The sequence below is a fragment of the Pseudomonas sp. FW305-96 genome, assembly GCF_058783825.1.
In genome coordinates, this window is sequence record NZ_JBYSYW010000023.1 from 54,110 (window position 1) to 77,440 (window position 23,331).

The 23,331-nt window shown below is 60.7% G+C and carries 18 protein-coding genes, 1 other RNA gene and 2 pseudogenes; 14 read left to right on the top strand and 7 right to left on the bottom strand.

The features are described 5' to 3' along the window. Positions 1-122: 122 nt before the first annotated feature. The 3 genes from AC3WL2_RS17500 to AC3WL2_RS17510 form a co-directional block, all read right to left on the bottom strand. A complete protein-coding gene (locus AC3WL2_RS17500; protein ID WP_023631654.1) occupies positions 123-494 on the bottom strand; it encodes a translation initiation factor Sui1 in 372 nt (123 codons plus the stop codon). Between the two features lie 184 nt (positions 495-678). Continuing rightward, positions 679-1,215, bottom strand: a complete 537-nt coding sequence (locus tag AC3WL2_RS17505; protein ID WP_102684473.1) for an NUDIX hydrolase — start codon at positions 1,213-1,215, stop codon at positions 679-681. Between the two features lies 1 nt (position 1,216). Continuing rightward, a complete protein-coding gene (locus AC3WL2_RS17510; protein ID WP_102684474.1) occupies positions 1,217-2,284 on the bottom strand; it encodes a DUF2333 family protein in 1,068 nt (355 codons plus the stop codon). Between the two features lie 249 nt (positions 2,285-2,533). On the opposite strand from AC3WL2_RS17510, the gene AC3WL2_RS17515 reads away from it, so the two are divergent. The 8 genes from AC3WL2_RS17515 (at position 2,534) to ssrA (ending at position 11,810) form a co-directional block, all read left to right on the top strand. Further along, complete coding sequence (locus AC3WL2_RS17515) at positions 2,534-4,150, top strand: diguanylate cyclase (RefSeq protein ID WP_102684475.1); 1,617 nt, start codon at positions 2,534-2,536, stop codon at positions 4,148-4,150. A gap of 1,464 nt (positions 4,151-5,614) precedes the next feature. Continuing rightward, positions 5,615-6,394: a methyl-accepting chemotaxis protein gene (locus AC3WL2_RS17520; protein ID WP_371918343.1), complete on the top strand. Its 780-nt coding sequence runs from the start codon at positions 5,615-5,617 to the stop codon at positions 6,392-6,394. A gap of 86 nt (positions 6,395-6,480) precedes the next feature. Further along, positions 6,481-8,238 (top strand): protein-disulfide reductase DsbD, encoded by a 1,758-nt coding sequence (locus tag AC3WL2_RS17525; RefSeq protein WP_102684477.1) that lies wholly within the window; start codon positions 6,481-6,483, stop codon positions 8,236-8,238. A gap of 177 nt (positions 8,239-8,415) precedes the next feature. Continuing rightward, entirely contained in the window at positions 8,416-8,868 is a 453-nt protein-coding gene (aroQ, locus tag AC3WL2_RS17530; protein WP_011535870.1) for a type II 3-dehydroquinate dehydratase, read from the top strand. A 100-nt stretch (positions 8,869-8,968) separates the two neighbouring features. Continuing rightward, complete coding sequence (gene accB, locus AC3WL2_RS17535) at positions 8,969-9,433, top strand: acetyl-CoA carboxylase biotin carboxyl carrier protein (protein WP_046854115.1); 465 nt, start codon at positions 8,969-8,971, stop codon at positions 9,431-9,433. A 17-nt stretch (positions 9,434-9,450) separates the two neighbouring features. Then, a complete protein-coding gene (accC, locus tag AC3WL2_RS17540; RefSeq protein WP_102684478.1) occupies positions 9,451-10,806 on the top strand; it encodes an acetyl-CoA carboxylase biotin carboxylase subunit in 1,356 nt (451 codons plus the stop codon). A gap of 213 nt (positions 10,807-11,019) precedes the next feature. Next, entirely contained in the window at positions 11,020-11,313 is a 294-nt protein-coding gene (locus AC3WL2_RS17545; protein WP_023631557.1) for a PA2433 domain-containing protein, read from the top strand. A 105-nt stretch (positions 11,314-11,418) separates the two neighbouring features. Next, positions 11,419-11,810, top strand: a transfer-messenger RNA (tmRNA) gene (gene ssrA / locus AC3WL2_RS17550). A gap of 73 nt (positions 11,811-11,883) precedes the next feature. Here the strand turns inward: ssrA and AC3WL2_RS17555 are convergent. Further along, positions 11,884-12,108 (bottom strand): hypothetical protein, encoded by a 225-nt coding sequence (locus AC3WL2_RS17555; protein WP_102684479.1) that lies wholly within the window; start codon positions 12,106-12,108, stop codon positions 11,884-11,886. 769 nt (positions 12,109-12,877) lie between these two features. Here AC3WL2_RS17555 and AC3WL2_RS17560 point away from each other — a divergent pair. From AC3WL2_RS17560 to AC3WL2_RS17575, 4 genes and pseudogenes are all read left to right on the top strand, one after another. Next, positions 12,878-13,216: a YkvA family protein gene (locus tag AC3WL2_RS17560; protein ID WP_102684480.1), complete on the top strand. Its 339-nt coding sequence runs from the start codon at positions 12,878-12,880 to the stop codon at positions 13,214-13,216. An 859-nt stretch (positions 13,217-14,075) separates the two neighbouring features. Next, positions 14,076-15,473 (top strand): YfjI family protein, encoded by a 1,398-nt coding sequence (locus AC3WL2_RS17565; protein WP_102684481.1) that lies wholly within the window; start codon positions 14,076-14,078, stop codon positions 15,471-15,473. Next, positions 15,457-15,816: a hypothetical protein gene (locus AC3WL2_RS17570; RefSeq protein ID WP_102684482.1), complete on the top strand. Its 360-nt coding sequence runs from the start codon at positions 15,457-15,459 to the stop codon at positions 15,814-15,816. The genes AC3WL2_RS17565 and AC3WL2_RS17570 overlap by 17 nt, the downstream gene beginning before the upstream one ends. Beyond that, a pseudogene (locus tag AC3WL2_RS17575) lies at positions 15,794-16,498 on the top strand (integrase domain-containing protein); the annotation flags it as partial. The gene AC3WL2_RS17570 and the pseudogene AC3WL2_RS17575, both read left to right, overlap by 23 nt. On the opposite strand, the gene AC3WL2_RS17580 reads toward AC3WL2_RS17575, so the two are convergent. Then, positions 16,496-17,349, bottom strand: a protein-coding gene (locus AC3WL2_RS17580) for an IS5-like element ISPsp10 family transposase (RefSeq protein ID WP_102684483.1) whose coding sequence is annotated in 2 segments (ribosomal slippage) — positions 16,496-17,005 and positions 17,008-17,349 — 852 coding nt in all. Because the reading frame shifts where the segments join, the coding sequence is not laid out codon by codon here. The pseudogene AC3WL2_RS17575 and the gene AC3WL2_RS17580 sit on opposite strands and share 3 nt — an antisense overlap. A 90-nt stretch (positions 17,350-17,439) precedes the next feature. On the opposite strand from AC3WL2_RS17580, the pseudogene AC3WL2_RS17585 reads away from it, so the two are divergent. Further along, positions 17,440-17,718, top strand: a pseudogene (locus AC3WL2_RS17585) (integrase domain-containing protein); the annotation flags it as partial. After that, entirely contained in the window at positions 17,715-17,987 is a 273-nt protein-coding gene (locus tag AC3WL2_RS17590; RefSeq protein WP_102684484.1) for a hypothetical protein, read from the top strand. The pseudogene AC3WL2_RS17585 and the gene AC3WL2_RS17590, both read left to right, overlap by 4 nt. A 170-nt stretch (positions 17,988-18,157) precedes the next feature. Here AC3WL2_RS17590 and brxL read toward each other — a convergent pair whose 3' ends face one another. Together brxL and pglZ are read right to left on the bottom strand one after the other, a co-directional pair. Next, positions 18,158-20,212 carry a protease Lon-related BREX system protein BrxL gene (brxL, locus tag AC3WL2_RS17595; RefSeq protein WP_102684485.1) on the bottom strand — a complete coding sequence of 685 codons (2,055 nt, stop codon included), beginning with the start codon at positions 20,210-20,212 and terminating at the stop codon, positions 18,158-18,160. Further along, complete coding sequence (gene pglZ, locus AC3WL2_RS17600; RefSeq protein ID WP_102684486.1) at positions 20,196-22,817, bottom strand: BREX-1 system phosphatase PglZ type A; 2,622 nt, start codon at positions 22,815-22,817, stop codon at positions 20,196-20,198. Before pglZ ends, brxL begins: the two co-directional genes overlap by 17 nt. Positions 22,818-23,331: the final 514 nt, after the last annotated feature.

The following is a 23,331-nucleotide window of genomic DNA, read 5'->3' on the forward strand; positions in this document are numbered from 1 at the left end:
TGCCCCACCTCGGGGCGCTGGCAGTGTAAATACTGAAAATGACGATTCTTCCGTGTCAGGCATAGACCCTGCCCACGGGAACGAGTTTAGAAAGCGCTGGGCAAAAAATCGCGCGGCTGCACTCAGCCGCCGGATTTCTTCGCCTTGAAACCCTGCTTGATCAGCTCGGCGAGCAACAGCTCGACGTGATCGCCCTGGATTTCAATGACCCCATCCTTGAGCGCGCCACCGGTGCCGCAGCGACGCTTGAGCGTGCTGGCGAGCTCCTTCAGCGGTTCCAGGGCCAGGGGGACGCCCGTGATGGTGGTCACCGTCTTGCCGCCACGGCCTTTGCTTTCACGGCGCACGCGGGCAATGCCATCCCCCTCGGGGATGACCTGCTGCTTGCAGATACAGTCGTCCACCGGTTTGCTGCAGTCGGGACAGTGCCGACCGGCATCGGTGGAAAAGACGAGACCGCCCAGGGCGGAAAAGGAAGAAGCTTTCTTGGCCACTTTTGTTCCTCTGTGCCGAGGACAAAAAACTGGTCGGCGGGAGCCGACCGCGATGCCCCACTCTGGCAGGGGCGGCGCTACTGCCGCAAGGTTGTGCGGCAGCCCGAAAAGGGCGCGCAGTGTAACGATAAATCTGCCTGTTGCTAAGTACAGGATTGCGCCATTTTACAAATGTTTTGCGACCTCATCGCAGGGCAACCTGATAGCGCTGCAGCGCCACCAGCGAGTCCGGGCAATACGGCAGCGTCGCACTTTCCGCCAGGGCCTGCTCGACACTGATGAACCGCGCCTCGCTGACCTCCTCGGGCTGCAGGCGCAACGCCCCGTCCCATACCGCAGAAAACACCGCGCCCCACAGGCGGTTGCCCGGCTGCTCGAAGTAGAACGTCTCGTGGAAGCGCAGCTCGACGCCGCTCACCCCCAGTTCCTCCGCCAGCTCCCGGGCCGCCGATTCGGCATAGGACTCCTGCACCCCGACCATTCCCCCCGCCGCCACATCCCAGTAACCGGGATAGAGCGCTTTGCTCAGGGTCCGCCGGTGCACACACAGGTCGCCCGCGCTGTTGAACAGCAGGATGAAGGTACAGCGCCCGATCAGGCCACGCTCACGCAATTCGGCCCGTGGCAGGGCGCCGAGCAATTGGTCATGCTCATCGACCCAGGCCACCAGCTCGGCGTCGGAGGCCGCGCGGTGCGCGACCTCGGCAGGATTGACCGGCATCTCAGCCCTGGGACAGCAGTTGGCGCAGGTCGATCACCGCGGCGTTGGCCCGCGAGATGTAGTTGGCCATCACCAGCGAGTGGTTGGCCCACATGCCAAAACCGCTGCCGTTGAGCACCATCGGGCTCCACAGCGCTTCCTGCGAGGCTTCCAGCTCGCGGATGATCTGCCGCACGCTGACCGTGGCGTTCTTCTTCGCCAGCACGTCGGCGAAGTCGACCTCGATGGCGCGCAGCAGGTGCGACAGCGCCCAGGCCTGGCCACGGGCTTCGTAGAACACGTTGTCGATCTGCAGCCATGGGGTCTCGACCACTTCCTCGTCGACCTGTGGCGCCTGGCCCGGGGCCACGGACTCGGTCTTCAGGGTGTTGTTGAGCTTGACCCGGCCGACGCTGGCCGACAGGCGCTGCGACAGCGAGCCCAGGCGGGTGGCGACGTCGCCCAGCCAGTTGTTCAGGTTGTCGGCGCGGGTGTAGAAGATCGCGCCCTGGTCGCCCTTGGCCAGGCGCACCTGGTAGCGGTTCAGCGACTTGATGCCCTCTTCGAACTCCGACTCGCTCGACGGCAGGATCCAGCTCTTGTTGTCGAAGTTGAAGCGCGGCTCGGCCTTGGCCAGGTCGGCGTCCTCGGTCGATTGCGACTGCGACCGGGCGAAGTCCTTGCGCAGGGCGCGGGACAGGTCACGCACCTGGACCAGCACGCCGTATTCCCAGCTCGGCATGTTGTCCATCCACAGCCCTGGCGGGAAGCGGTCGTTGGAGATGTAGCCACCCGGCTTGTCGAGCAGGGTGCCGGCGACGGTCTTGAGGGTTTCGATGGTGGTATAGCCAACCACCATCTGCTGGCCGTTGCGCTCGGCGGCGGCCTGGGCGTTCTGCTGCACCGGGAACAGCTCGGGCTCCTGGCTCCAGTACCAGCCCAGGCCGATGCACACCAGCAGGTAGAGGCCGATCAGGGTGCCCAGGGCACGGCTCCAGAGGCCGCCAACGTAGCTACGGGTAGCGGCGCCGCGGGTTTCGACCCGCTCGCGGGGCTCGGCCTTGGCCTCGCGGTTTTTCCAATCCAGCATGGCATTGTCCTTAATCAGTCACGAACGGTTCAGGGTTTGGACCACAGGCCTCGGCCAGGGTGCCACGACAAACCCAGGTGACAGCACTATAAAGCAGACGCCGCCATTCGTATAAGCGACCAACAGGTCAGCAACTGAATTACCGTCCCTTAACACTTTGTTGACCCGAGGCACTCGCTTGTCGGAAAAGCAGTGCTAGCATAGAGCCATCATTGAACCTGCACCCTCCCACTCATAAGTAGTCAGGACATGACCCAGCCAGCCGAGCCGAGCCACGAACGCCTCAAGCAGCATTTTGCCCAGCGGGTGATCCACCAGGCCCGGCAGATCCTCGAGATCTGGCAGCGCCTGCAGCGTGGCGAGTGGTCCAGCGGCGACCTGGGCGAGCTGTGCGAGGCCAACCTGCGCCTGCAGCGCTATGCCGAACGCTTCGAGCAGCCCGAGCATGGCAGCCTGTCAACGGCCATCGGCCAGACCCTGCGCGCCATCGAAGCCAACAGCGCGCGCCTGAACTCGGAACTGATCAGCGAACTCAACCGCCTGATGCAGCGCCTGTCGCGCACCGGCCTGCGCAAGGGCGACCAACTCGACAATGTGCCCCTGCCGCCGCTGCGCAAACCGGTGTACATCGTGCTGCAGGACCACGACCGCGCCGAACGCCTGGCCCAGCAACTGGAGTTCTTCGGCCTCACCGTGCAGGCGCTGTGCAGCGCCGAGGCGTTCCAGGCATCGATGAGCGAGCGCCTGCCGTCGGCGATCGTCATGGACGTCGACTTCACCGGCACCGGTATCGGCCTGCAACTGGCGGCCCAGGCCCAGCAAGGCCTGGAGCAGCCGGTGCCGCTGCTGTTCTTCTGCTTGCATGAAACCGACACCCCGACCCGCCTGGCCGCGGTACGCGCCGGCGGCCAGGAGTTCCTCACCGGCACCCTGGATGCTTCCAGCCTGCTGGAAAAACTCGAACTGCTGACCAGCGCCACCCAGTACGACCCGTTCCGCGTGCTGGTGATCGACGACTCCCGCGCCCAGGCCCTGCACACCGAGCGCCTGCTCAACAGCGCCGGGATCATCACCCGCACCCTCACCGAGCCGATCCGCACCATGAGCGAGCTGGCGGACTTCCAGCCCGACCTGATCATCCTCGACATGTACATGCCCGCGTGCACCGGCCCGGAACTGGCCAAGGTGATCCGCCACAACGACCGCTACGTCAGCGTGCCGATCATCTACCTGTCGGCCGAGGACGACCTGGACAAGCAGCTCGACGCCATGAGCGAGGGCGGCGACGACTTCCTCACCAAGCCGATCCGCTCGCGGCACCTGGTGACCACCGTGCGCAACCGCGCCGCCCGCGCCCGCCACCTCAAGGCGCGGATGGTGCGCGACAGCCTCACCGGGCTGTACAACCACACCCACATCCTGCAATTGCTCGAGGACTGCAGCTTCCGCGCCCGCCGCGAAGTGCAACCCCTGAGCTTCGCCATGCTCGACATCGACCACTTCAAGAAGATCAACGACCGCCACGGCCACCCCATGGGCGACCGGGTGATCAAGAGCCTGGCGCTGTTCCTCAAGCAGCGGCTGCGCAAGACCGACTTCATCGGCCGCTACGGTGGCGAGGAATTTGCCATCGTCATGCCCAATACCGGACTGGAAGCGGCGCACAAGGTGCTCGACGAAATCCGTCGGCGCTTTGCCGAGATCCATTACCCGGCCCAGCCCCACGATCTGCAATGCACCTTCAGCGCCGGGGTGGTGCAGCTGGACGAGCAGCTCGACGCGCTGACCATGGCCAGCGCCGCGGACGAGGCGCTGTACCGCGCCAAGCACGCCGGGCGCAACTGCGTGGTGCGGGTCGAGCCTTAGCGCCCACCCCATCCGCGTTGCGTCGCTGGTAATGGCCTCATCGCTGGCAAGCCAGCTCCCACAGGGAGGGCGCTTGGACTGAGAGCGGCGCGCCCGGTGTGGGAGCCGGCTTGCCGGCGAGAGGCCGGCGCAGGAAAAGCACAGCAGTTGCCCATACCCCCTCATACCGGCACTGTGCCACTTTTTTATGGCGCCAACCCGCCGTCGTCATCACCCCGTCACAAAATCGCAATAACTTCAGGCCCGACTTCTCCACTCCCCCTCCGCAGGAAGTTCGCGGCTATGCGCCTGAAGTGGCTGACCAATTTCAACACCCTGTTGCTGGTGACCGTGTGTATCGCCCTGGGCGCGACCCTGTGGTGGTCGCAACGCGCCCTGGAACGTCCCTATCAATTGATGGAGCGCTACCTGGGCCTGTCCCAGCAGTTCCAGAACGATGCCGCGCGCAACATCCAGGCCTACCTGGGCAGCGGCGACGCCCTGCGCCATGCGGCGGCCATGCAGGCCAACACGCAATTGCAGGCCGCCCTGGCCGACTGGCCAGAGCCCCTGTCGGCCAAGCTGCGCCCGAGCCTGGACAGCCTGCAGGGCTTCACCGCCAACGAACTGCTCGCCGCCGGCAAGCTGGCCGGCGATCCCCAGGCCTTGCTGCTGCAAGCCGAACGGGAGCTGGGGGCGAACCTCGAGCAACTGGCCGGCTATGCCCGCGACAGCGGCAGCGCCGATGCTGGCCGCTACCTGACACCGCTGCTGGAAGCCTCGCTGCACCTGGGCCGCCTGTCCCTGGCCCGCGACAAGCTGGTCAGCAGCGGCCGCGCCGAGCTGGCCGACGAAGTGGACCGCGAACTGCAACAGATCGCCGCCCAGGCCCAGGCCATCGACGGCCTGCCGCTGCTGGGGGTGACCCGCGCCGCCGAATCCAATGCCGATGACTTCGCCGCGATGATGGGCCTGGAGTCGCAAGCCAGCGCCGAGCAGGAAGACGTCGCCGTGGGCCTGAAACGCGAGCTGCACAGCCTGCTCAGCCGCTACCCTGCCGAACTGCAACGTACCCGCGAGCAGATCGAGCGCCGCGCCACCTTGGCCGCCAGCACCGGTGAGCGCCTGGAGGCGGTGCAACAGGCCATCGCCGGCCTCGAGCCCGAGGTACGCGGCCTGCACGCCACCATCGCTGGCGAGGTACGGCTGATCCAGGGCCTGATGATCTGCCTGATCCTGCTGATCGCCCTGCTCATCGACACCCTGCAGCGTCGCCTGGCACGCACCCTCACCAGCCTGGCGCCGGCGCTGTCGCGCTGGGCCGAGGGCGACTTCGCCCAGCCCATCACCCTGGGCCGCACCAACCGCGAGCTGCACGATATCCAGGAATCGCTGAACCGCCTGCGCCAGTACCTGGTGGAGCTGGTCGGCACCATCCGTCACAACGCCGAACAGGTGGCCGGCAGCAGCCATGCCTTGGCCGGCATGAGCAGCGCCCTGCACGACGGCGCCGAACGCCAGGCCGGCGACACGGCGCAGATCCGCGACGCCCTGGGCGAGTTGGAGGCGACCATCCAGCAGGTGGCCGGCGATGCCAGCTCAGCCGCCGAGGCCAGCCGCGACGCCGGCCGGGCCGTGGAGCAGGGCCAGACAGTGATCGGCCAGAGCCTGTCCGGCCTGCGCGCGCTGGTCGACGAGGTGCAAGGCAACGCCCGGATGATCGAGCAACTGGCGGAAGAGTCGGCGACCATCGGTGGCGTGCTCACGGTGATCCGGGCGATTGCCGAACAGACCAACCTGCTGGCGCTCAACGCCGCCATCGAAGCGGCCCGGGCCGGCGAGTTGGGCCGTGGCTTCGCCGTGGTGGCCGACGAAGTGCGCTCGCTGGCGCAGCGCACCACTGGCGCCACTGGCGAGATCCAGGCGCTGATCGACCGCCTGCAGCAAGCCGCCCGCGATTCGGTGGACGGCATGCGCACCCAGCTGGAGCACGCCGAGGCCACGGCCAACCAGGCACAGTCGGCCGATGGCGCGCTGGACGCGATCGTCAGCGCCATTCGCACCATTGCCGACACCGCGGTGCGCATCGCCGATGTGACCGCGCAGCAGACCGGGGCGGTGAGCGAGATTCGTGATCACAGCGAGCGGATCCACGAGCTGGGCGAGGACAACCTGCAGCGTATTGGCGAAGGGCGTGAGCAGGGCGAACAGTTGCTCAAGCTGGGCGGTGAGTTGAACACGGCGGTGCGGGCTTTCCGGCTTTGAAAGCATCGCGGGGCTTGCCCCGCGATGGCCCATAGCCTCGCCAAGTCCGCTATCATGCCCGCCACGTTCCACCTCGCGAGTCCGCCATGCGCCGCCTGTTTTTCCTGTTGTTCCTGCTGCTGGCCAGCCCTGCGTTCGCCACCGGCCTGCTCGACAACCGCCCCAGCGCCACCCTCGGCGCCGCGTCCAACAGCGCCGACTTCCTGCCGGTGCACGAAGCCTTCAAGCTCAGCCTGATCGAGGCCGACGCCCAGACCGTCAAGCTGCGCTTCGTCGCCACCGACGGCTATTACCTCTACCGCCACCGCTTCCAGTTCCGCACCGAGCCTGCGGACATCAAGCTCGGCGCGCCGAACATCCCCCAGGGCGAGGCCAAGCACGACGAGTTCTTCGGCGACGTCGAGGTGTACCACGGGGTGCTCGACATCGAACTGCCGCGCAACGACGCGCGCGCCTTCACCCTGCTGGTGGGTTACCAGGGCTGCGCCGACAAGGGCCTGTGCTATCCGCCGGAAACCGCGCGCTTGAGCATCGACGGCCAAGGCGCCCCGCTGCCGGCAAGCGCCGAGCAGGGCTGGACCTGGAAGTCGCTGCTGCTGTTCTTCCTCGCCGGTGTCGGCCTGACCTTCACACCGTGCGTGCTGCCGATGCTGCCGATCCTCTCCGGGGTGGTGCTACGCGGCCAGGTCGGCAGCCTGCGCGGGCTGTCGCTGTCGCTGGCCTACGTGCTGCCGATGGCGGCGAGCTTCGCCGTGCTCGGCGCCCTGATGGGCCTGTTCGGCGCCGGCCTGAACCTGCAGGCGCGCCTGCAGTCGGCCTGGGTGCTGGTACCGTTCGCCGCGTTCTTCGTGCTGTTCGCCCTGGCCATGTTCGGCCTGTTCGACCTCAAGCTGCCGCAGGCTTTGAGCAGCCGCCTGGACAGCCTCGCCCATCGCACCAAGGGTGGCTCGCTACTGGGCGCGGCGGTACTCGGCGTGCTCTCCAGCCTGCTGGTCTCGCCCTGCGTGTCGGCACCGCTGGCCGGTGCGCTGCTGTACATCAGCGCCAGCGGCGACGCGCTGGGCGGCGCCCTGAAACTGTTTGCCCTGGGCCTGGGCATGGGCGCGCCGCTGTTGCTGGTCGCCACCGGTGGCGCCGCCTGGCTGCCCAAGAGCGGGCCGTGGATGAACACGGTGAAAAACGCCATCGGCGTGTTGCTGCTGGGCCTGGCCATCGGCCTGCTCAGCCGCGTGCTGCCGGGGCCTGTCACCCTGCTGCTGATCGGCCTGCTGGCCGCGGGCGTGGCGCTGTTCCTCGGCGCCCTGGAGTTCGTGGTGAAAACCCCGCGCCAGCGCCTGGCGCAACTGCTCGGCCTGGCGCTGCTGGTCTACGCCCTGGCCTGCTGGTATGGCGCCCTGAGCGGCCAGGGCGATCCGCTGCGCCCACTGCCGCCACCCACCGTGGCCGGCAGCCCCGCAGCGGCCAAGGCCGACGCCTGGCAGACCATCACCAGCCCCGCCGCCCTCGATGCCGCCCTGGCCGAAGCCAAGACCGCCGGCCAGCCAGTGCTGCTCGACTGGTACGCCGACTGGTGCATCAGCTGCAAGGTGATCGAGCACGAGGTGCTCAACGCGCCGCAGGTCGAGGCGCAACTCGGCGCCTTCCGCCTGCTGCGCTTCGACATCACCGAAAGCAATGCCGAACAACGCGCCCTGCTCGACCGCTACCGCCTGTTCGGCCCGCCCGCGTTAATGTTTTTTGCGGCGAACGGCAGCGAAATGACCAGCGATCGGGTGATTGGCGAGATAAACGCCGGCGATTTTGCCCAGGTTGTGGCGCGCGTGCGCGGCCAACTCGGTCTATAACTTCCCGCAGCCTCTGAAAAATCCGCTGGCGAGTGACCAAAGTTAATCATCCGGTCACATACTTTGCGTGAATCTCGGACATCGTGCTGGCTATTGCCGGGAACTGGACACTCAGCGCCTGTTGCGGCATAGTCGCCGCGCTATGTCGAATTGCCCTACAAAACCAAGGAATCGCAGATGGCAACCCTACTGGTGCTGCACGGCCCCAACCTGAACCTGCTCGGGACCCGCGAACCGGGGCACTACGGCGCCGCCACCCTGGCCCAGATCAATCAGGACCTGGAGCAGCGCGCCCGCGCCGCCGGCCACCATCTGCAATACCTGCAGAGCAATGCCGAGTACGAATTGATCGACCGCATCCATGCCGCGCGCAACGAAGGCGTGGACTTCATCCTGATCAATCCGGCCGCTTTCACCCACACCAGCGTCGCATTACGTGACGCATTGCTTGCGGTGAGCATCCCATTCATCGAAGTGCACCTTTCCAACGTGCACAAACGCGAGCCGTTCCGTCACCACTCCTACTTTTCGGATGTTGCCGTAGGGGTGATCTGCGGCCTCGGAGCCACCGGTTACCGGTTGGCCCTGGAGTCCGCGCTGGAACACCTGGCTGCCAACGCACAGCCCTGATGACACAAGGCCTTGGCCCTTTCGGGCCGAGGCTCATGAAGAAACGTTTTCGACACGTTTTAAAATACGTCCCCGACCGAACCTTGGGAGTTGCTGATTAATGGATATCCGTAAAGTCAAAAAGCTGATCGAACTGCTGGAAGAGTCCGGCATCGACGAACTGGAGATCAAGGAAGGCGAAGAGTCCGTTCGCATCAGCCGTCACAGCAAGACCCCGGCCGCCCAGCAGTTCTACGCACCCGCGCCAATGGCCGCCGCGCCTGCCGCCGCCCCGGTTGCCGCCGCTGCCGCCCCGGCCGCTGAAGCTGCTGCCGCCGCACCTGCCCTGAAAGGCACCGTGGTGCGTTCGCCGATGGTCGGCACCTTCTACCGCAAGCCTTCGCCAACTTCGCCGAACTACGCAGAAGTCGGCCAGGCCGTGAAGAAGGGCGACACCCTGTGCATCGTCGAAGCCATGAAGATGATGAACCACATCGAATCCGATATCGGCGGTGTGATCGACGCCATCCTGGTAGAAGACGGCCAGCCGGTTGAGTTCGACCAGCCGCTGTTCACCATCGTTTGATTCGCGGAGAGCCAACGATGTCTGGGAAGCTCGAAAAAGTTCTGATCGCCAACCGCGGGGAAATTGCCCTGCGGATCCTGCGTGCCTGCAAAGAGCTGGGCATCAAGACCGTCGCCGTGCACTCCACGGCTGACCGTGAACTGATGCACCTGGGCCTGGCAGACGAATCGGTCTGCATCGGCCCTGCATCGTCCAAGGAATCCTACCTGCACATCCCGGCGATCATCGCCGCCGCCGAAGTGACAGGTGCCACCGCCATCCACCCGGGCTACGGCTTCCTCGCGGAAAACGCCGATTTCGCCGAGCAGGTGGAAAACTCCGGCTACATCTTCATCGGCCCGAAAGCCGACACCATCCGCCTGATGGGCGACAAGGTGTCGGCCAAGGACGCAATGATCAAGTCGGGCGTGCCGACCGTACCGGGCTCCGACGGCCCGCTGCCGGAAGACCCGGAAACCGCGCTGGCGATCGCCCGCGAGGTGGGTTACCCGGTGATCATCAAGGCCGCCGGTGGCGGTGGTGGTCGCGGCATGCGCGTTGTGCACAAGGAAGAAGACCTGATCGAATCGGCCAAGCTGACCCGCACCGAAGCCGGTGCCGCGTTCGGCAACCCGATGGTCTACCTGGAGAAGTTCCTGACCAACCCACGCCACGTGGAAGTGCAGGTCCTGTCCGACGGCCAGGGCAACGCCGTGCACCTGGGCGACCGTGACTGCTCGCTGCAGCGCCGTCACCAGAAAGTACTGGAAGAAGCGCCGGCCCCGGGCATCGACGAGAAGGCCCGCCAGGAAGTCTTCAAGCGTTGCGTCGACGCGTGCATCGAGATCGGCTACCGCGGTGCCGGTACCTTCGAGTTCCTGTACGAGAACGGCCGCTTCTACTTCATCGAGATGAACACCCGTGTTCAGGTGGAGCACCCGGTTTCGGAAATGGTCACCGGTATCGACATCGTCAAGGAGATGCTCAGCATCGCCGCTGGCAACAAGCTGTCGTTCCGTCAGGAAGACGTAGTGATCCGCGGCCACTCGCTGGAGTGCCGGATCAACGCCGAAGACCCGAAGAAGTTCATCCCGAGCCCAGGCAAGGTGAAGCACTTCCACGCCCCGGGCGGCAACGGCGTGCGCGTCGATTCGCACCTGTACAGCGGCTACTCGGTTCCGCCGAACTACGATTCGTTGATCGGCAAGCTGATCACCTACGGCAAGGACCGCGACGAAGCCATGGCGCGCATGCGCAATGCCCTGGACGAGATCGTCGTCGACGGCATCAAGACCAACATCCCGCTGCACCGCGACCTGGTGCGTGATGAAGGTTTCTGCAAAGGCGGCGTCAACATCCACTACCTCGAGCACAAACTGGCCAACCAGGAGTGATCGCGTTAGCGTGATGAAAGAGCCCCGGCCCCGTGCCGGGGTTTTTTATTTGCGCGTGCCAAAAACCCCGGGAGCGCAAGGCGTGGGTGATCCGTACACGTGGGAGCGGGCTTGCCCCGCGATACCAGGGCGGCAAACCCGATTGAACCCCGCCCAAAGCCACGCAGTCCACCGATCAGGCCCACCTTCCCGAGGCCTCACGAGGAGACTCCCATGAAAGGTACTGCGCTATCCGCCCTGTTCGCGGCCGCCACCCTGCTGGCCTCGCCTGTATTCGCCGCCGACGACCTGTGCGCCATGAATCTGCAGAAGATCGACGACAGCATGGCCACCGCCGGCGCCACCTCCGAAGGCCTGGACAAGGCCATCACCGAGCATGTGGACCAGGCCAAGGCCGCCCAGGCGAAAGGCGATACCAAGGAATGCATCGCCATCACCAGCAAGGTGCTCGAGCGCCTGGAAAAGACCGAGAAAGGCAGCGGCTCGGCCGGTGGCAGCGGCACCTAGGCCCTGCGCGCACGCGGGCGGCCGAACCTTCTGTCGACGTCGCCCGCGTAAGCGCGTATACTCGGCCTTGCGTGCTGAAAGGCACGTTCAGCTAGAGCTGAGTGTGGGGCCGATTAGGATTCGACGCCGGTAGCGAAACTCTAGGTGCATGCCGAGTTGGTAACAGAACTCGTAAATCCACTGTTGCAACTTTCTATAGTTGCCAATGACGAAAACTACGAGGGCTACGCTCTCGCTGCGTAAGCAGCTGAGCCCGCTCTCCTGGTAGCTTCGGCTCCAGCAATCATCAGGGGATGCCTGTAAACCCGAAATGATTGTCATACAGAACAGGATCGTCGTGCAGCACGTTGGGGGCGAAGCGACTAAAACTTACCCAACTCATCCAAAGCACCCTGCCCGTCGGGCGGCTGCGGATTAAATCAGTAGACACGGCTAAGCATGTAGTACCGACAGCGGAGTACTGGCGGACGGGGGTTCAAATCCCCCCGGCTCCACCAAATCCGAAGAAGAAGACGCCCTAGGGCGTCTTTTTTTATGCCTGGGATTCAGTGCCTCGGCGGCAGTACGCCATCACCTTTCCCTCTCCTCCTTCATCGCCTCCAGCTTGGCGAACTGCTCGCTGGCCAGCCGGCTGATGATTCGGATCGCCTGATGAATGCCCGCTGTGTTGCGGAAGCTCAGTTGCGGGTTGTGCTCGCACTCCAGCACCTCGTCATGCTGGACCAGGGATTCGCCGAGTAGTTCGAGGGTCCAGACGTAGCTTTGCAGGGTAGACAGGCGTTCACGGTCAGTCATGGGACACCTCCCGCTTGGCGCGTTCGGCGAGGGATTGGCTGTCGATCGGGTAAAACGTTGGGGATGGGGTGGCCGCAGGGGTTGGGCGGCGGAGAGCGGATGCGAGGATCCTGCTCAGAATGCGAGTAAGCATGCATGAGACTCCAAGTTTGCGATTTGGAGCTACCACGATCCTTCCTACGGGATTGGGTGGCAGCTGTGCATGGGGTAGGAATACCGGGAAACTTGGAACCCGGCCAGGCCGAAGCCTGCCCACACACAGCCGCCATGACATCGCAGCGGGCGCAAAAAAGGCGCCAGCCGTTGCAATGGGGCGCCTAGTGCGTGCGCCAAGTTTACCAGCAGGTTCCTACACCTGGTCGCGGATTTTGCTGCGACTTGGGGAATGTAGCCTTAGGCGGGATTGATTCGCAACAGATAGGAGGATGGGAAATTTCCTAAAAGCTTGGAGGAAAGGAAGCGCTGGTAGCGCTGATGCAAGGGGCAGCGAGATCGAGCGACTGCTACCGCATCAATGGATACCTAACTGGCTGCACAAGGTGTGTTTCCCAACCGCTTACTATGGGAGTGGATTTCGTCGGCTAGCAAGCCAGTCTTCGGGCCGGGCCATGGTCAAATGCAGTATCAAAGTGCCACAATCACGTTCAGTGTCGGCCGCTTGAGCTATCCGGTTGTTCGCAGGTGCGCCACTGATGTTTTCGGAAGGCCATTCCCGATCAAACTGATCAGGAAATCATCGTCAACACATACAATTCGTAGAGCACAGACCATGTCAGAAAAGGCATTTGAAAAGGATTATTCAGACGAGTCGTTCTGGGACAAAGTTAAAGGCTATGCGAAGGCCGCAGGTGAGTCTGCGCTGGAGCCGGCGCTGAAAATGTACTACTCCGCCACGGACGCGGAAACGCCCACATGGGCCAAGACCACCATCTACGGCGCACTCGGCTATTTCATTTCGCCGATCGACGCCATTCCTGACATCACCCCAATCGTTGGCTATTCCGATGATATCGGCGTGCTGTGCGCGGCATTGGCAGCAACTGCCGCCTATATCAAACCTGAGCATGTCGCTAAGGCTAAGGAAACGTTGAAGCAGTGGTTTTCCTGATGTGATTGGCAGCCTTACCCTGGGCTTAGCTTAGGGTAAGGCCCTTACCTTGAAGAGCCAAAAGCAGCGACGTTGTCCGCGGTAATCACGGAATTCCAACGGCAGATAACCGCCCTTCAAGTCTAAAGTTGCGATGAGTTTCGACCCTTGACCGGGTTTACTCACTGGCCAGGGCTGACCGTGCAGGCGCTGTGAATGACAGCGACCCAGGTGGCCCGTACCTTCAAGGTCACGCCGTTCCCACAGTGGTTCTTCCCCCAAATGGCGATTCGCATCCGGCAGCTCGCCCGGTCACCTCCCCGGTGATGGATGCCTACTTCAGTTCACGGCCCTTGTGCGCCAGACATAACTTTCTACTTCGCTGCCCTGCAGCAACCTATCCGCTTGGCCGAATCTTGCGTCAACCTGTGACCGTCTCTTTCTTCTGGAAAGAGACGGTCACTTCTAACACTGCTGCAGCCCAGATCGCATACGGCTTTGCGGCAATTCCCCTCGTGACAATCGGCGTGACAAACGCCGATGTCACCAACAACAGCCATGTAGATGATGGTGCCGCAGACCACGGAATGGACTGCACCTGACTGACAGTCAGACATGCCCCGGTCATCGCAATGCTGCTTGCACCCGGCTCAGGATCTCGCGGCGCTGGTCTCGTCACCCAGTGCAGCCTCCACTCGCCCACCGCTATCGGTGCTCAGGAGGCCAGATCATGAGATGCCCTTGCTCCTGGTCGTAAGGAGCCGCCAGTCCCGCGTCAGTGGACACCCTCACAGGTCGCAGGGGCCTTGATCCCTGATAACACTCAACATTCTTGGCGGGATGACGTGAGGTAGAGATCGGTAATTTATGGAGGACGGCTCTGCAACTGCGCGAAGTACAAGGGGCACCACGCCCCTTGTTGGAACAGCAGATTACGCCCCTACCCTACCCGGTCGCGGCGCTAGGCGACCTATTGGGGCCGGCCGTAGAGCGCATGGCCGATGTGATCGGCGTGCCCTGCGCCATGGCCGCGCAGTCCGTTCTGGCCACGGCAGCTTTGGCGAGCCAGGCGCACGCCAATGTTCACCTCGACGGCCGAATCTATCCGTTGTCGCTGTACTTGCTGACGGTGGCTTGCTCGGGTGATCGCAAAAGCGCGGTGGACCATATTGCGCTTCAGGCCCTACGCGACTGGGAAAGACAGCAGTGGATCGCTTATGGCGAACAGCTCAAGGCGCACCGAGCTGCAATGAGCCTCACCGCGAAGTCACCGACCTCGAAAAAATCAGCACAGCTAGTGCTGGACGCTCAACCTGAACCTGTCCAACCAAGACTGCTCACTGCTGAGCCGACCATTGAGGGCCTGGTCAAAAGCCTGTGCCACGGCTTGCCCAGCATGGGGCTATTCAGCGATGAGGGCGGGCAGTTTTTGGGCGGCAGCACCATGAGCAAGGACAACATGATCAAGGCGATCACTCACTTGTCGACCCTGTGGGACGGCAGCCCGATTGATCGATCGCGCGCGATGGCAGGGGAAAGTCTGCGTGCCTATGATCGCCGCCTCAGCATGTACTTGATGCTTCAACCCCGTCTGGCAGACCGCTTGCTTCAGGATGCTGATATTAAAGATCAGGGCATCCTGGGGCGCTGCCTTATCAGTTGGCCCGAGCGCCTGGTTGGACAGCGGCTGTACAAGGCCATCGACCTGACCCGAGATCCAAAGGTGCACCTGTACCAACAGCGCATTGCCGCACTGACGCAGAAGCCTTGGTCACGGCATACAGATGGTGGCCTCACACCTGCGGTCATAGAGTTGAGCCCACGCGCCCGTGAAGCATGGATTGCCATTCACGACACCATTGAATGCGAGTCAGGGGAGTTCGGCGAACTGGTCAACGTCCAAGCTGCAGCGAGCAAAGCCGCCGCGAACGTACTACGCATGGCTGGTGTGATGGCGGTGGTTGAGGAATCGACTGTATTGGAAGACATGCACATTCAGCGCGCCTCCACGCTGATGGATTACTACCTGGCCGAGAACCAACGCCTGACTGAACAGGAACCACTGAATAAGCTTCGCGCAGAGGCTGATTGCCTGCTGCGCTGGTTGATAAAGAAGAACTGGCCACCGTTTCGCCTGCGCGACCTTACGCGCAACGGCCCCCGCTTTGCCCGTAAAAGCACACGGCACACCTTCGAGTTATTGCTGCAACTGGTTGCCCATAACTGGCTGAACAATGACGGGGACATATTCGAGGTGCGCCATGTTCCGCCTCAATGACGCCGTGCGCCGCTATCGGGCGCAGCATCGCTTGCCGAGCGATCTAAGGTGTGTCGCCGCCACTGCCACCACTTTGTCGCCACATACCAATCCAGATGCGGCGGGGGTTGTCGCCAGTGTCGCCGCTGTCGCCACTCCAACATCTGAGTCAATCGACCTCCCTCGGCTCATCGAGCAATTGCAAGGAGAAGGGGCTTTGCTGCAACACAGCGAAAATGCCCTTCTCATCCACCCAGCACACTGGGGACAGTTGGACAGCGTCAGCGTCCACTGGAAAGCCCTGCTACTGCACCTACAAACCAACGATCAAGGTGAAGACAATGGGACTGCTCGGTCGGCGTGACGGTCGCAACTTTGGTTATGGCCGACAACTGAGCTACGCCGGTCGGCAGGCCCTAAAAGACATGTTTGCCGACGGCCACTTCGCCACGGTCAAAGCGCATGGCGATCGCTGGCAAGCCTTCGTACGCTGGTGCCGATCAGAGGACGGCCCCGGTTGCAACGATGCGCGCCAGATTGATCGACAGACACTGCAAGACTACGCCGCATACCTACGCCAGCAGATCCAGCAAGGCGAACTGTGCATCGCCACCGCGCAAAACCGCCTGAGTAGCGTCAACCGCACCCTCGCTGCGCTGCGCGGTGATCAAGATGTGAGAATCATCAGCCCGAGCCAGGCGCTGAGACAGCAGCGCTCCAACGTACGCACTCGAGCACCAGATGGCCAAGACCATCAACAAGTACAGCGAGTGCTTCAAACACTTGTTGAGCAGCAACACGAGCGAGTAGCGGCCATTATCATACTGGCTCGTGCAACGGGTATGCGTCTGCGTGAAGCTATCCTAGCGGATCTGCCACGCCTGCAACGCGAAGCCATGCACCTAGGCCGCATCAATATTCAGGACGGTACCAAAGGCGGCCGCTCAGGGGCATCTGCGCCACGTTGGATCATCGCCACTGAACAAGTTAACGCGGCGCTCCAATTTGCGCGTGATGTGTCGCCGCCCCTAAGCCGCAACTTGCTAGGCACTGTACGAAAAGTAATGTCGTAAACACCGCCGCCAGCAAGCCAGCGCGACCATCGCAGCGAAGCTTTCCGCTAGCTTGCAATAGCGTGTACCCAGGCGGCGGTGCTCCTTCAACCAACCAAACAGCCGTTCGATAGCGTTCCGCTGTCGATACTTGGGCTTGTCAAAAAGGCGCGGTAGGCCCGGCTTCGGTTTGCGCTTCATGTCACGCAGCGGAATCACCGGCTGCATTCGATAGCGGTCGCAGTATTGCCGCAAGGATTCTGCGTCATAGCCTTTGTCGGCCAGGAGCCAGCGGCAGCGCTTGCGTGGCCTACCTCGATTCAAAGGGATGTGGACACTGTCAAGCAGTCGCTGAGCATGGGAGATGTCGCTGGCATTACCACCAGAGAGCGTGAAGTGGAGTGGGATGCCACGGGCGTCACTGACCATGTGAATTTTCGTCGTCAACCCGCCCCGGCTTCGTCCAAGTGCGTGGTCCGTTGGTTCGTCAGCCCCCCTTTTTTGCCTGCTCCGGCAGAGGCACGGGTGGCCCTCACGGCGGTTGAGTCGATGCACCAGGTGGTTAAGTCAATCTGGCCCTGTGCATTGAGTTTGAGGTGTAGCCGCTTGAGCATCTTGTTGAAGGTTCCTTGGTTTCGCCAGTCTCGAAATCGTTGATAGACCGTCGACCACGGCCCGAATCGTTCAGGCATGTCCCGCCAGGTTGCACCGGAGCACAGCACCCACAACACGCCGTTGAGCATCAAGCGATCGTCAACTCTTGGGCGTCCTGTACGTCGATGTGCGGTGAAGAGGTCTGCGACTATTTCCCATTCTGCGTCGGAAAGTTCGTATCGCTTGGACATGGCAGAATCCTTCGCCTAAAAAGCGAGAACTCTACGAAAAATCAGGCTTCCAGAGGCTCCGGCGAGGTTTCAAAGGTTTTCATACAGAACCTAGACCGCGACGAAAGCTACGCCGCATTCCTGCATCAGACCGTGCTCCAAGCCCGCGAAATGCTGCATGAACACGGGCTGAAGGGGCTCCATGAACTGCGCGCGGCTTACGCCTGCGAGCGCTATGAGCAACTCACGGGCCACGCCGCACCAGTCAATGGTGGTCACTGCTATCGCATTGACCGCGGCCTTGATCAACAGGCCCGCCAACAGATCAGCCTTGAGCTCGGCCATTACCGGGCTGATGTGGTTTCCGCCTACATTGGTGGCCGATCATGAGCAAACCGTTTGACATTACGCTGTTTCTCAGCGGTGTATTGACCGGTTCAAAGAGCAGCCAGCAACGACATCTACGGCAAGCCCGAATCATGCAAATGGCCATTAAGCAGCGATGGCGCAATGACAACCCGTGGACTTGGCGAAAAAAGCATGTGGACTGGTACTTGCGCGTTCACCTAAAAGAGCATTCAGCCTCTACACGATACTACTACCAACTTACTATCCTACTGATCTGTAAGCGGATGAATAACAACACACTGCTGCGTTGAAACATGACATCATAGCGCGGGACAACTACTGCTAAGAGCAGGCTAATGTGAATGGGCCGATCGGGATATTTGAACCGAGATTTCCCCATGAACTTTTAAGCGTGCCGCTTGACTTCCTACCCATTAAATTCAAGGGTCACCTCCCTGACTCAAAGGGCTTGGAGGTAAACTTAGTTCACACCAATCGCTTTGAATGCCGCATCCACCGGATCACTGTAGAAACTGGTCTGAAATTTCGCGAATAACTCTCCAGGGATGGTCGGGATGTCAGTGACACTGGCCATGGGAAGCAGAATTCGCTTCGCCCCGGCATCAAATGCTACCTGCATGCATTCAGCCAGGTTTTCCACCGGCACCACATTCCCTCCCAGGCTCATATCACCTAATACGACCAACTGCGCCTGGAGGGGGCGATGCATCAAAGCGGAGCAGTATGCAACGAAGCCAGCGAGGGTCAGCGCCTTCGGAGCGCCGGTGTTATGCAACTCCACCACATGGAGGTGGTAGTCGTGGTCACCAACCTTGGCAGCGGCGCTAACCCGAGTAACGTTGGCCTTGAAATAGTCGAAAGCGACCTTCAAGGCTTCCTTCGCAGACGAGCTGCTACCGAGACCGGACATATTCAGTTTGCCGCTGCCCGCAGTGATCTGGGTTTCCAACCGGTAGAGCCCCAGGTGTCCGTTGGCCCCAGTCGACACTAAGTGCATTGCCCCTGGCTTACCCAGTCCTTCAGGAATAAGCCCACCCCCGCCCTGCTCCGGCACGCTGATGAAAAACTCCTCAAGTGTGTCGGCGTCGATATACGAGAAATGGACATCGAAGAACTCCATCCCACCGATTTTCTTCAATTGCTCTTTCACTCGGCGACGGGCCTCCAAAGCGTACTCAAGGCAACGACGCACTGCTTCACGGTCATAGTCGGCGCTTGGATGTAGAAGCTTCAGCAAACCGGATACCGTTCGGCGCACGGCGATAGTGTCACGCTGATTGAGGTTATTGCCTAGTTTGAAGAAACGATCAATGGCGTCGGCGAAGTTTCGCTTGCGCATCTCACGCATGAACTCGGCTAGGTAATCGGTGATCAGCCCATAGCGGTTGGTGAAAAACTCAGGGCGCATCTTAGGCACCTCCCAGCCAGGAATATAGGCATGGAAACGATCGAAGAAAGCTGAGTCGGTCATTGCACTCGGGAACGGTGCCAATAGATGGCTAGTCTTAACCAGCGTATTCACCGGCTGGTTGATATTTCCTACAAACATCATGCTTGCGGAGGCAGAAATAGAATCACGACCACGGGCGAAGGAGCCCGAGGCCATGTAGTCCTTCATGATCTGTACACCGTCCTTGTCCTTAAACGAGATGCCCGCCACCTCATCGAAGGCCACCACATCCCACATTCCCACCAACCCTACTTGTCTGCGAGACATGTTGTAAAACAGGTTCGCAACCGTGGTTTGGCCACCTGAAACCAGAATGCTGTTCGGGCTGACTTCCTTATAAATATGACTCTTGCCGGTGCCTCGAGGGCCAAGCTCACAGCAGTTGTAGTTGTTCTCAACGAAAGCAATCATCCGCGTGAGCAGATGCCATTTCGTGCGGCCATTGAAATGAGCTGGTTCCATGCCCGTTGATCGAAGTAGCACATCAATCCACTCGCTCTCACTGAACGCCTTCCGCGCATCAAGCAACGCGTCCATGTCCATGTTCGGCATCTGGATGGGCTTGAGATCATGCACCGCGAAAGGAGAACCTTTGGCTCCTTCCTCGAAGAAGTAATTCATAGTCACAATGCACCAGATACCGCCTGCAAGGAGCTTCTCGAACTCCTTTATGAAGCGACTGGGGATCTCGGCATCTTTGACGCCCAGGTTCATAAATAGCGCCTGGTAGATATCCCGGCGCTCGTTCAGGCTGACAGAAACCTTGTCGATTATTTTAAAGCTACCACGCTCGCGGATCTTCGACTTAACCTTTTCTGCCTCGTCGGGGCGAACGTAGTTTTCAGTAAGAATGCGCTTTACGGTCTCCAAACCATCGGCAATGACCTCCTCGTTATCCGAGGCACAGTACATGCCGAGCAGATACTCAAGCACGTACACTGGCACGTTGATGCCTTCCTTCAGGCGCTTGGTCAGATCCTTCCGCACCACCTTACCGGTAAAAAAGCGGTTCAGCAGAGCGTCGAGATCCAGGTCAAGATTGCCGCTATCAGAAGTCAAAGTCATTACTAATCGCCAGGTTGATACGGACATCAATGCGGAACTGCTCAACGTCGGTTTCGGCGTCAAGAAGCTTTAAGAAGTATCGCTCGCTGGATGAGAACGGGCGGTTAAATAGCGTCAAAATGACTTTGCGTTGACGCTGGTCAAGATTCTGTGAGTCGCTATCCAGAGAAACCAACTCCACCGCAGATACAGCCTCTCCAGCATCATTGTATATCCCTACACGCAGCACTGCCGGCAGCACCCGCTCGGAGACCGCTTCCGTCTGCAGCAGGTTGAACACATAGCGGTTGGTTGTGATGGTGAAGTTGTTACCCAGCACCGTGACCTGCGCACTGCGCACCGCCGTATCTTTGGCCTTGTGACCGCGCACCTGTTGCACCTTAAGCACCGGCACAGCTACTTCCTGCAACGCAGCACCACCGTGGATAAAGCGTGCGCCACCCACAAAGTGGAAACGGTTCAGCCCGCGCGGCGACCAAAACATCATATCGTCGCCGATGCCTGCTGTGTCCCTAATGTAGCCAGCATGCACCTGCTCGCTAATGCCCAGGTTACGACCGATCATATAGCGTTTCTTAGAGACCACCGCTCCAGCGGGCTTAGTGACCAACTTGCTTTTATCTAGGGCCTCAAGAGCTGAATCCTGGAATAGGAAGCCGTGATCAGCTGTGACCAACACACGATGACCATTCAAGTTGTTGATGATGCGACTTACGATCGATTCCAGCTCTTCAATGGCATCACGACAAGCCCTGAAGGTGCTGCTTTCGGTACTTGCTGTGTCACCAACGGCATCAATCTTATTGTGATAGATGTAGATAACGCGATAAGGCTTGATCAGCTCCCGCCCATCAGTCTTGTTCATGGTAAGAAAGTCTTCGGCACGCAGGGCCAGACCATTCACGCTGGCTAGAATCTTATTGCGCGCCTCAAGGCCATCACTGCTCAGCCCATCCACTTGTACCAAGCCTACATCGGTGTAGCTCAGTGCCTTGTGCGGCAGCAAGCTGGCCATACCGAGCTTGGTGTAAGAAGGCAGCACGCCCAGCTGGCTACCTAGCTCTGCGGCGAAGCGGTACTTACCATTAAGCGACTCACTCAGTTCCTGAGCCACCTCATAGCGCAGCGCATCGCTGATCACCACGAACACCCGGCGATCCTCGCCCCCTTTCAGATAGCGATCCACCTGCTCGGCATAGAAGTTCTGCTGATTGGGTACATCAGGCAATTGCCAGTGCTGCAGCAAACCGCCATCAACGAAACTGCCCCACTTTTGTGCCAGTGGTTGCAGGAAGCCGTTCAAGTAGTCCTGCTCAACCCGTGAGGTCAACGGGGACAAGGCGTCCGGACTGCGAGCGTACACAGCATCAGCGGCTTCGTGGTATATCCGATAGAGCTGATCGAAACGATAAAGCTCACTGGTATAGGCGCTGTAGCAGGCCTCAGCGGATGCAAATGAAAATCCACCGGCGTAACGCATCTTCAGCTCGAACAGTTCAGATGCTGCAATCAGCGAACGGTAATAGGCGTACCAAACCGAACGGTTGGCGTCCTCGTTATCCGGCCAACGAGGATTAGCCCAATAGCCATCCATGCGGCGACTGGCCATATCCCGCAACTTCAGACCAACCGCTTCGCTGGTATTGTTGAGCACGGCATCGCGCAAGCGCTCGGCGATCTGACGCTCAACATCAACAAAGGTACTGATGGCCATCAGTGCTTCCAATGGAACCTGAGCCAACAACTCTGTCGTACGTAAATCTGCCGCTACACGCTTCGACAAGCGATCATAAGCACGCTGTCTCAAGGTGCTATCGCGCCACTGCGACAGGAATACCGCGACATTGGCAGCGCGTGTGGGGTTGAGCTGAAGAGCCTTGAGGTTGGGCGGGGCATGGGTATGCAAAGCATGCTCAATATCAGTGGCAAACAGACGCACCAGAAAATGACGCAGGGAAGGCTCACCATGCTGATAGCCGAATGCCTGCGACATCAGTTGCCAGAAGACCGGCTGCATGTCGAACTTGCAGATCGCCTCCCACAGGGGATTATTTTCCAAATCCTCAGCCTCGGCCAACGTGGCGAAAATAGCTGTGAGCACTGCAAACAATTCTGCCTGTTCAACCTTGGCCAGTACCGCGAGAATCTTCAGATCTATCACCGCCTCATCGTCACCCGGATTGAGCAGCCGCTGAATCTTGGTTACCCGATCTTTGCTGGCTAAGAACGCACTACGCAGCGTCAGGTGTTCACGCAAACTCTGCTTACGCAGCCCCAGCTCCTGTAGGAGCATGGACGTACGATCTGCAGCAAATGATGCTGCATACAGTCGAATATCCAGCAACCAATCCTGCTCTGGCTCAGGGCGAGCGTTATCTTCGTAAATCAGGAAATGACCGACAGGATTTAGCAGCTCGACCTGTTGCTTAATCGCCAGCGCCGGCGTCACCGACCGACGAAAAATCTGAACACTTTCGAGTGCCAGATCATCAAGGGCCTCACTGAACTCGCCCTGCGGATCCTCCCACCACACCACGCGGTTGGATGCGAACTGCTGTTGCAGACCATCGATGATCCTTGCTAATTGTACGGATAGCTCTGGCATCAATCACCGCCCCCAGCGGTATGAAAACTGAAAAGGCACCTCAAGTGCCCTTTCTGTAGAAGAAATCAACAACAGCGCCACGTTGCACGTCACAGCGTGCCAATCAGAAATTCAGCCTGCTGGTGAAACACACCATAGGCCTCATCGAAGCTAGGACGTACCGAGTCGAGGTCAGGAACCGGGGGCTTTTCATATTCCCGGCCTGTCGGAGGGCCTTGCTCAGCTAGCGCTAGCGCAGATTGTAGCCTGTCCTTGGTCGCAACAGCGAACGACGGAAATTGCTGGCCATACTCCTCAGTGTCGAGTTGCATCAATGGCTGGAAAACTTCGGTGTCCTTTACCGTGATCTGCGAATCAACACGGCAGATACAGGACACGTCATAAACGTAACCGCTCCATGAGCGAACCCCACATTTAGAGCGCTTAGCTGATTCCGGGTGCTGTGCTCCCGGTTTCTTTCTGAAGCCTGCCGGCCATGATGCGACCCGACGCCAAAGTCGAAAATGTACCTCTA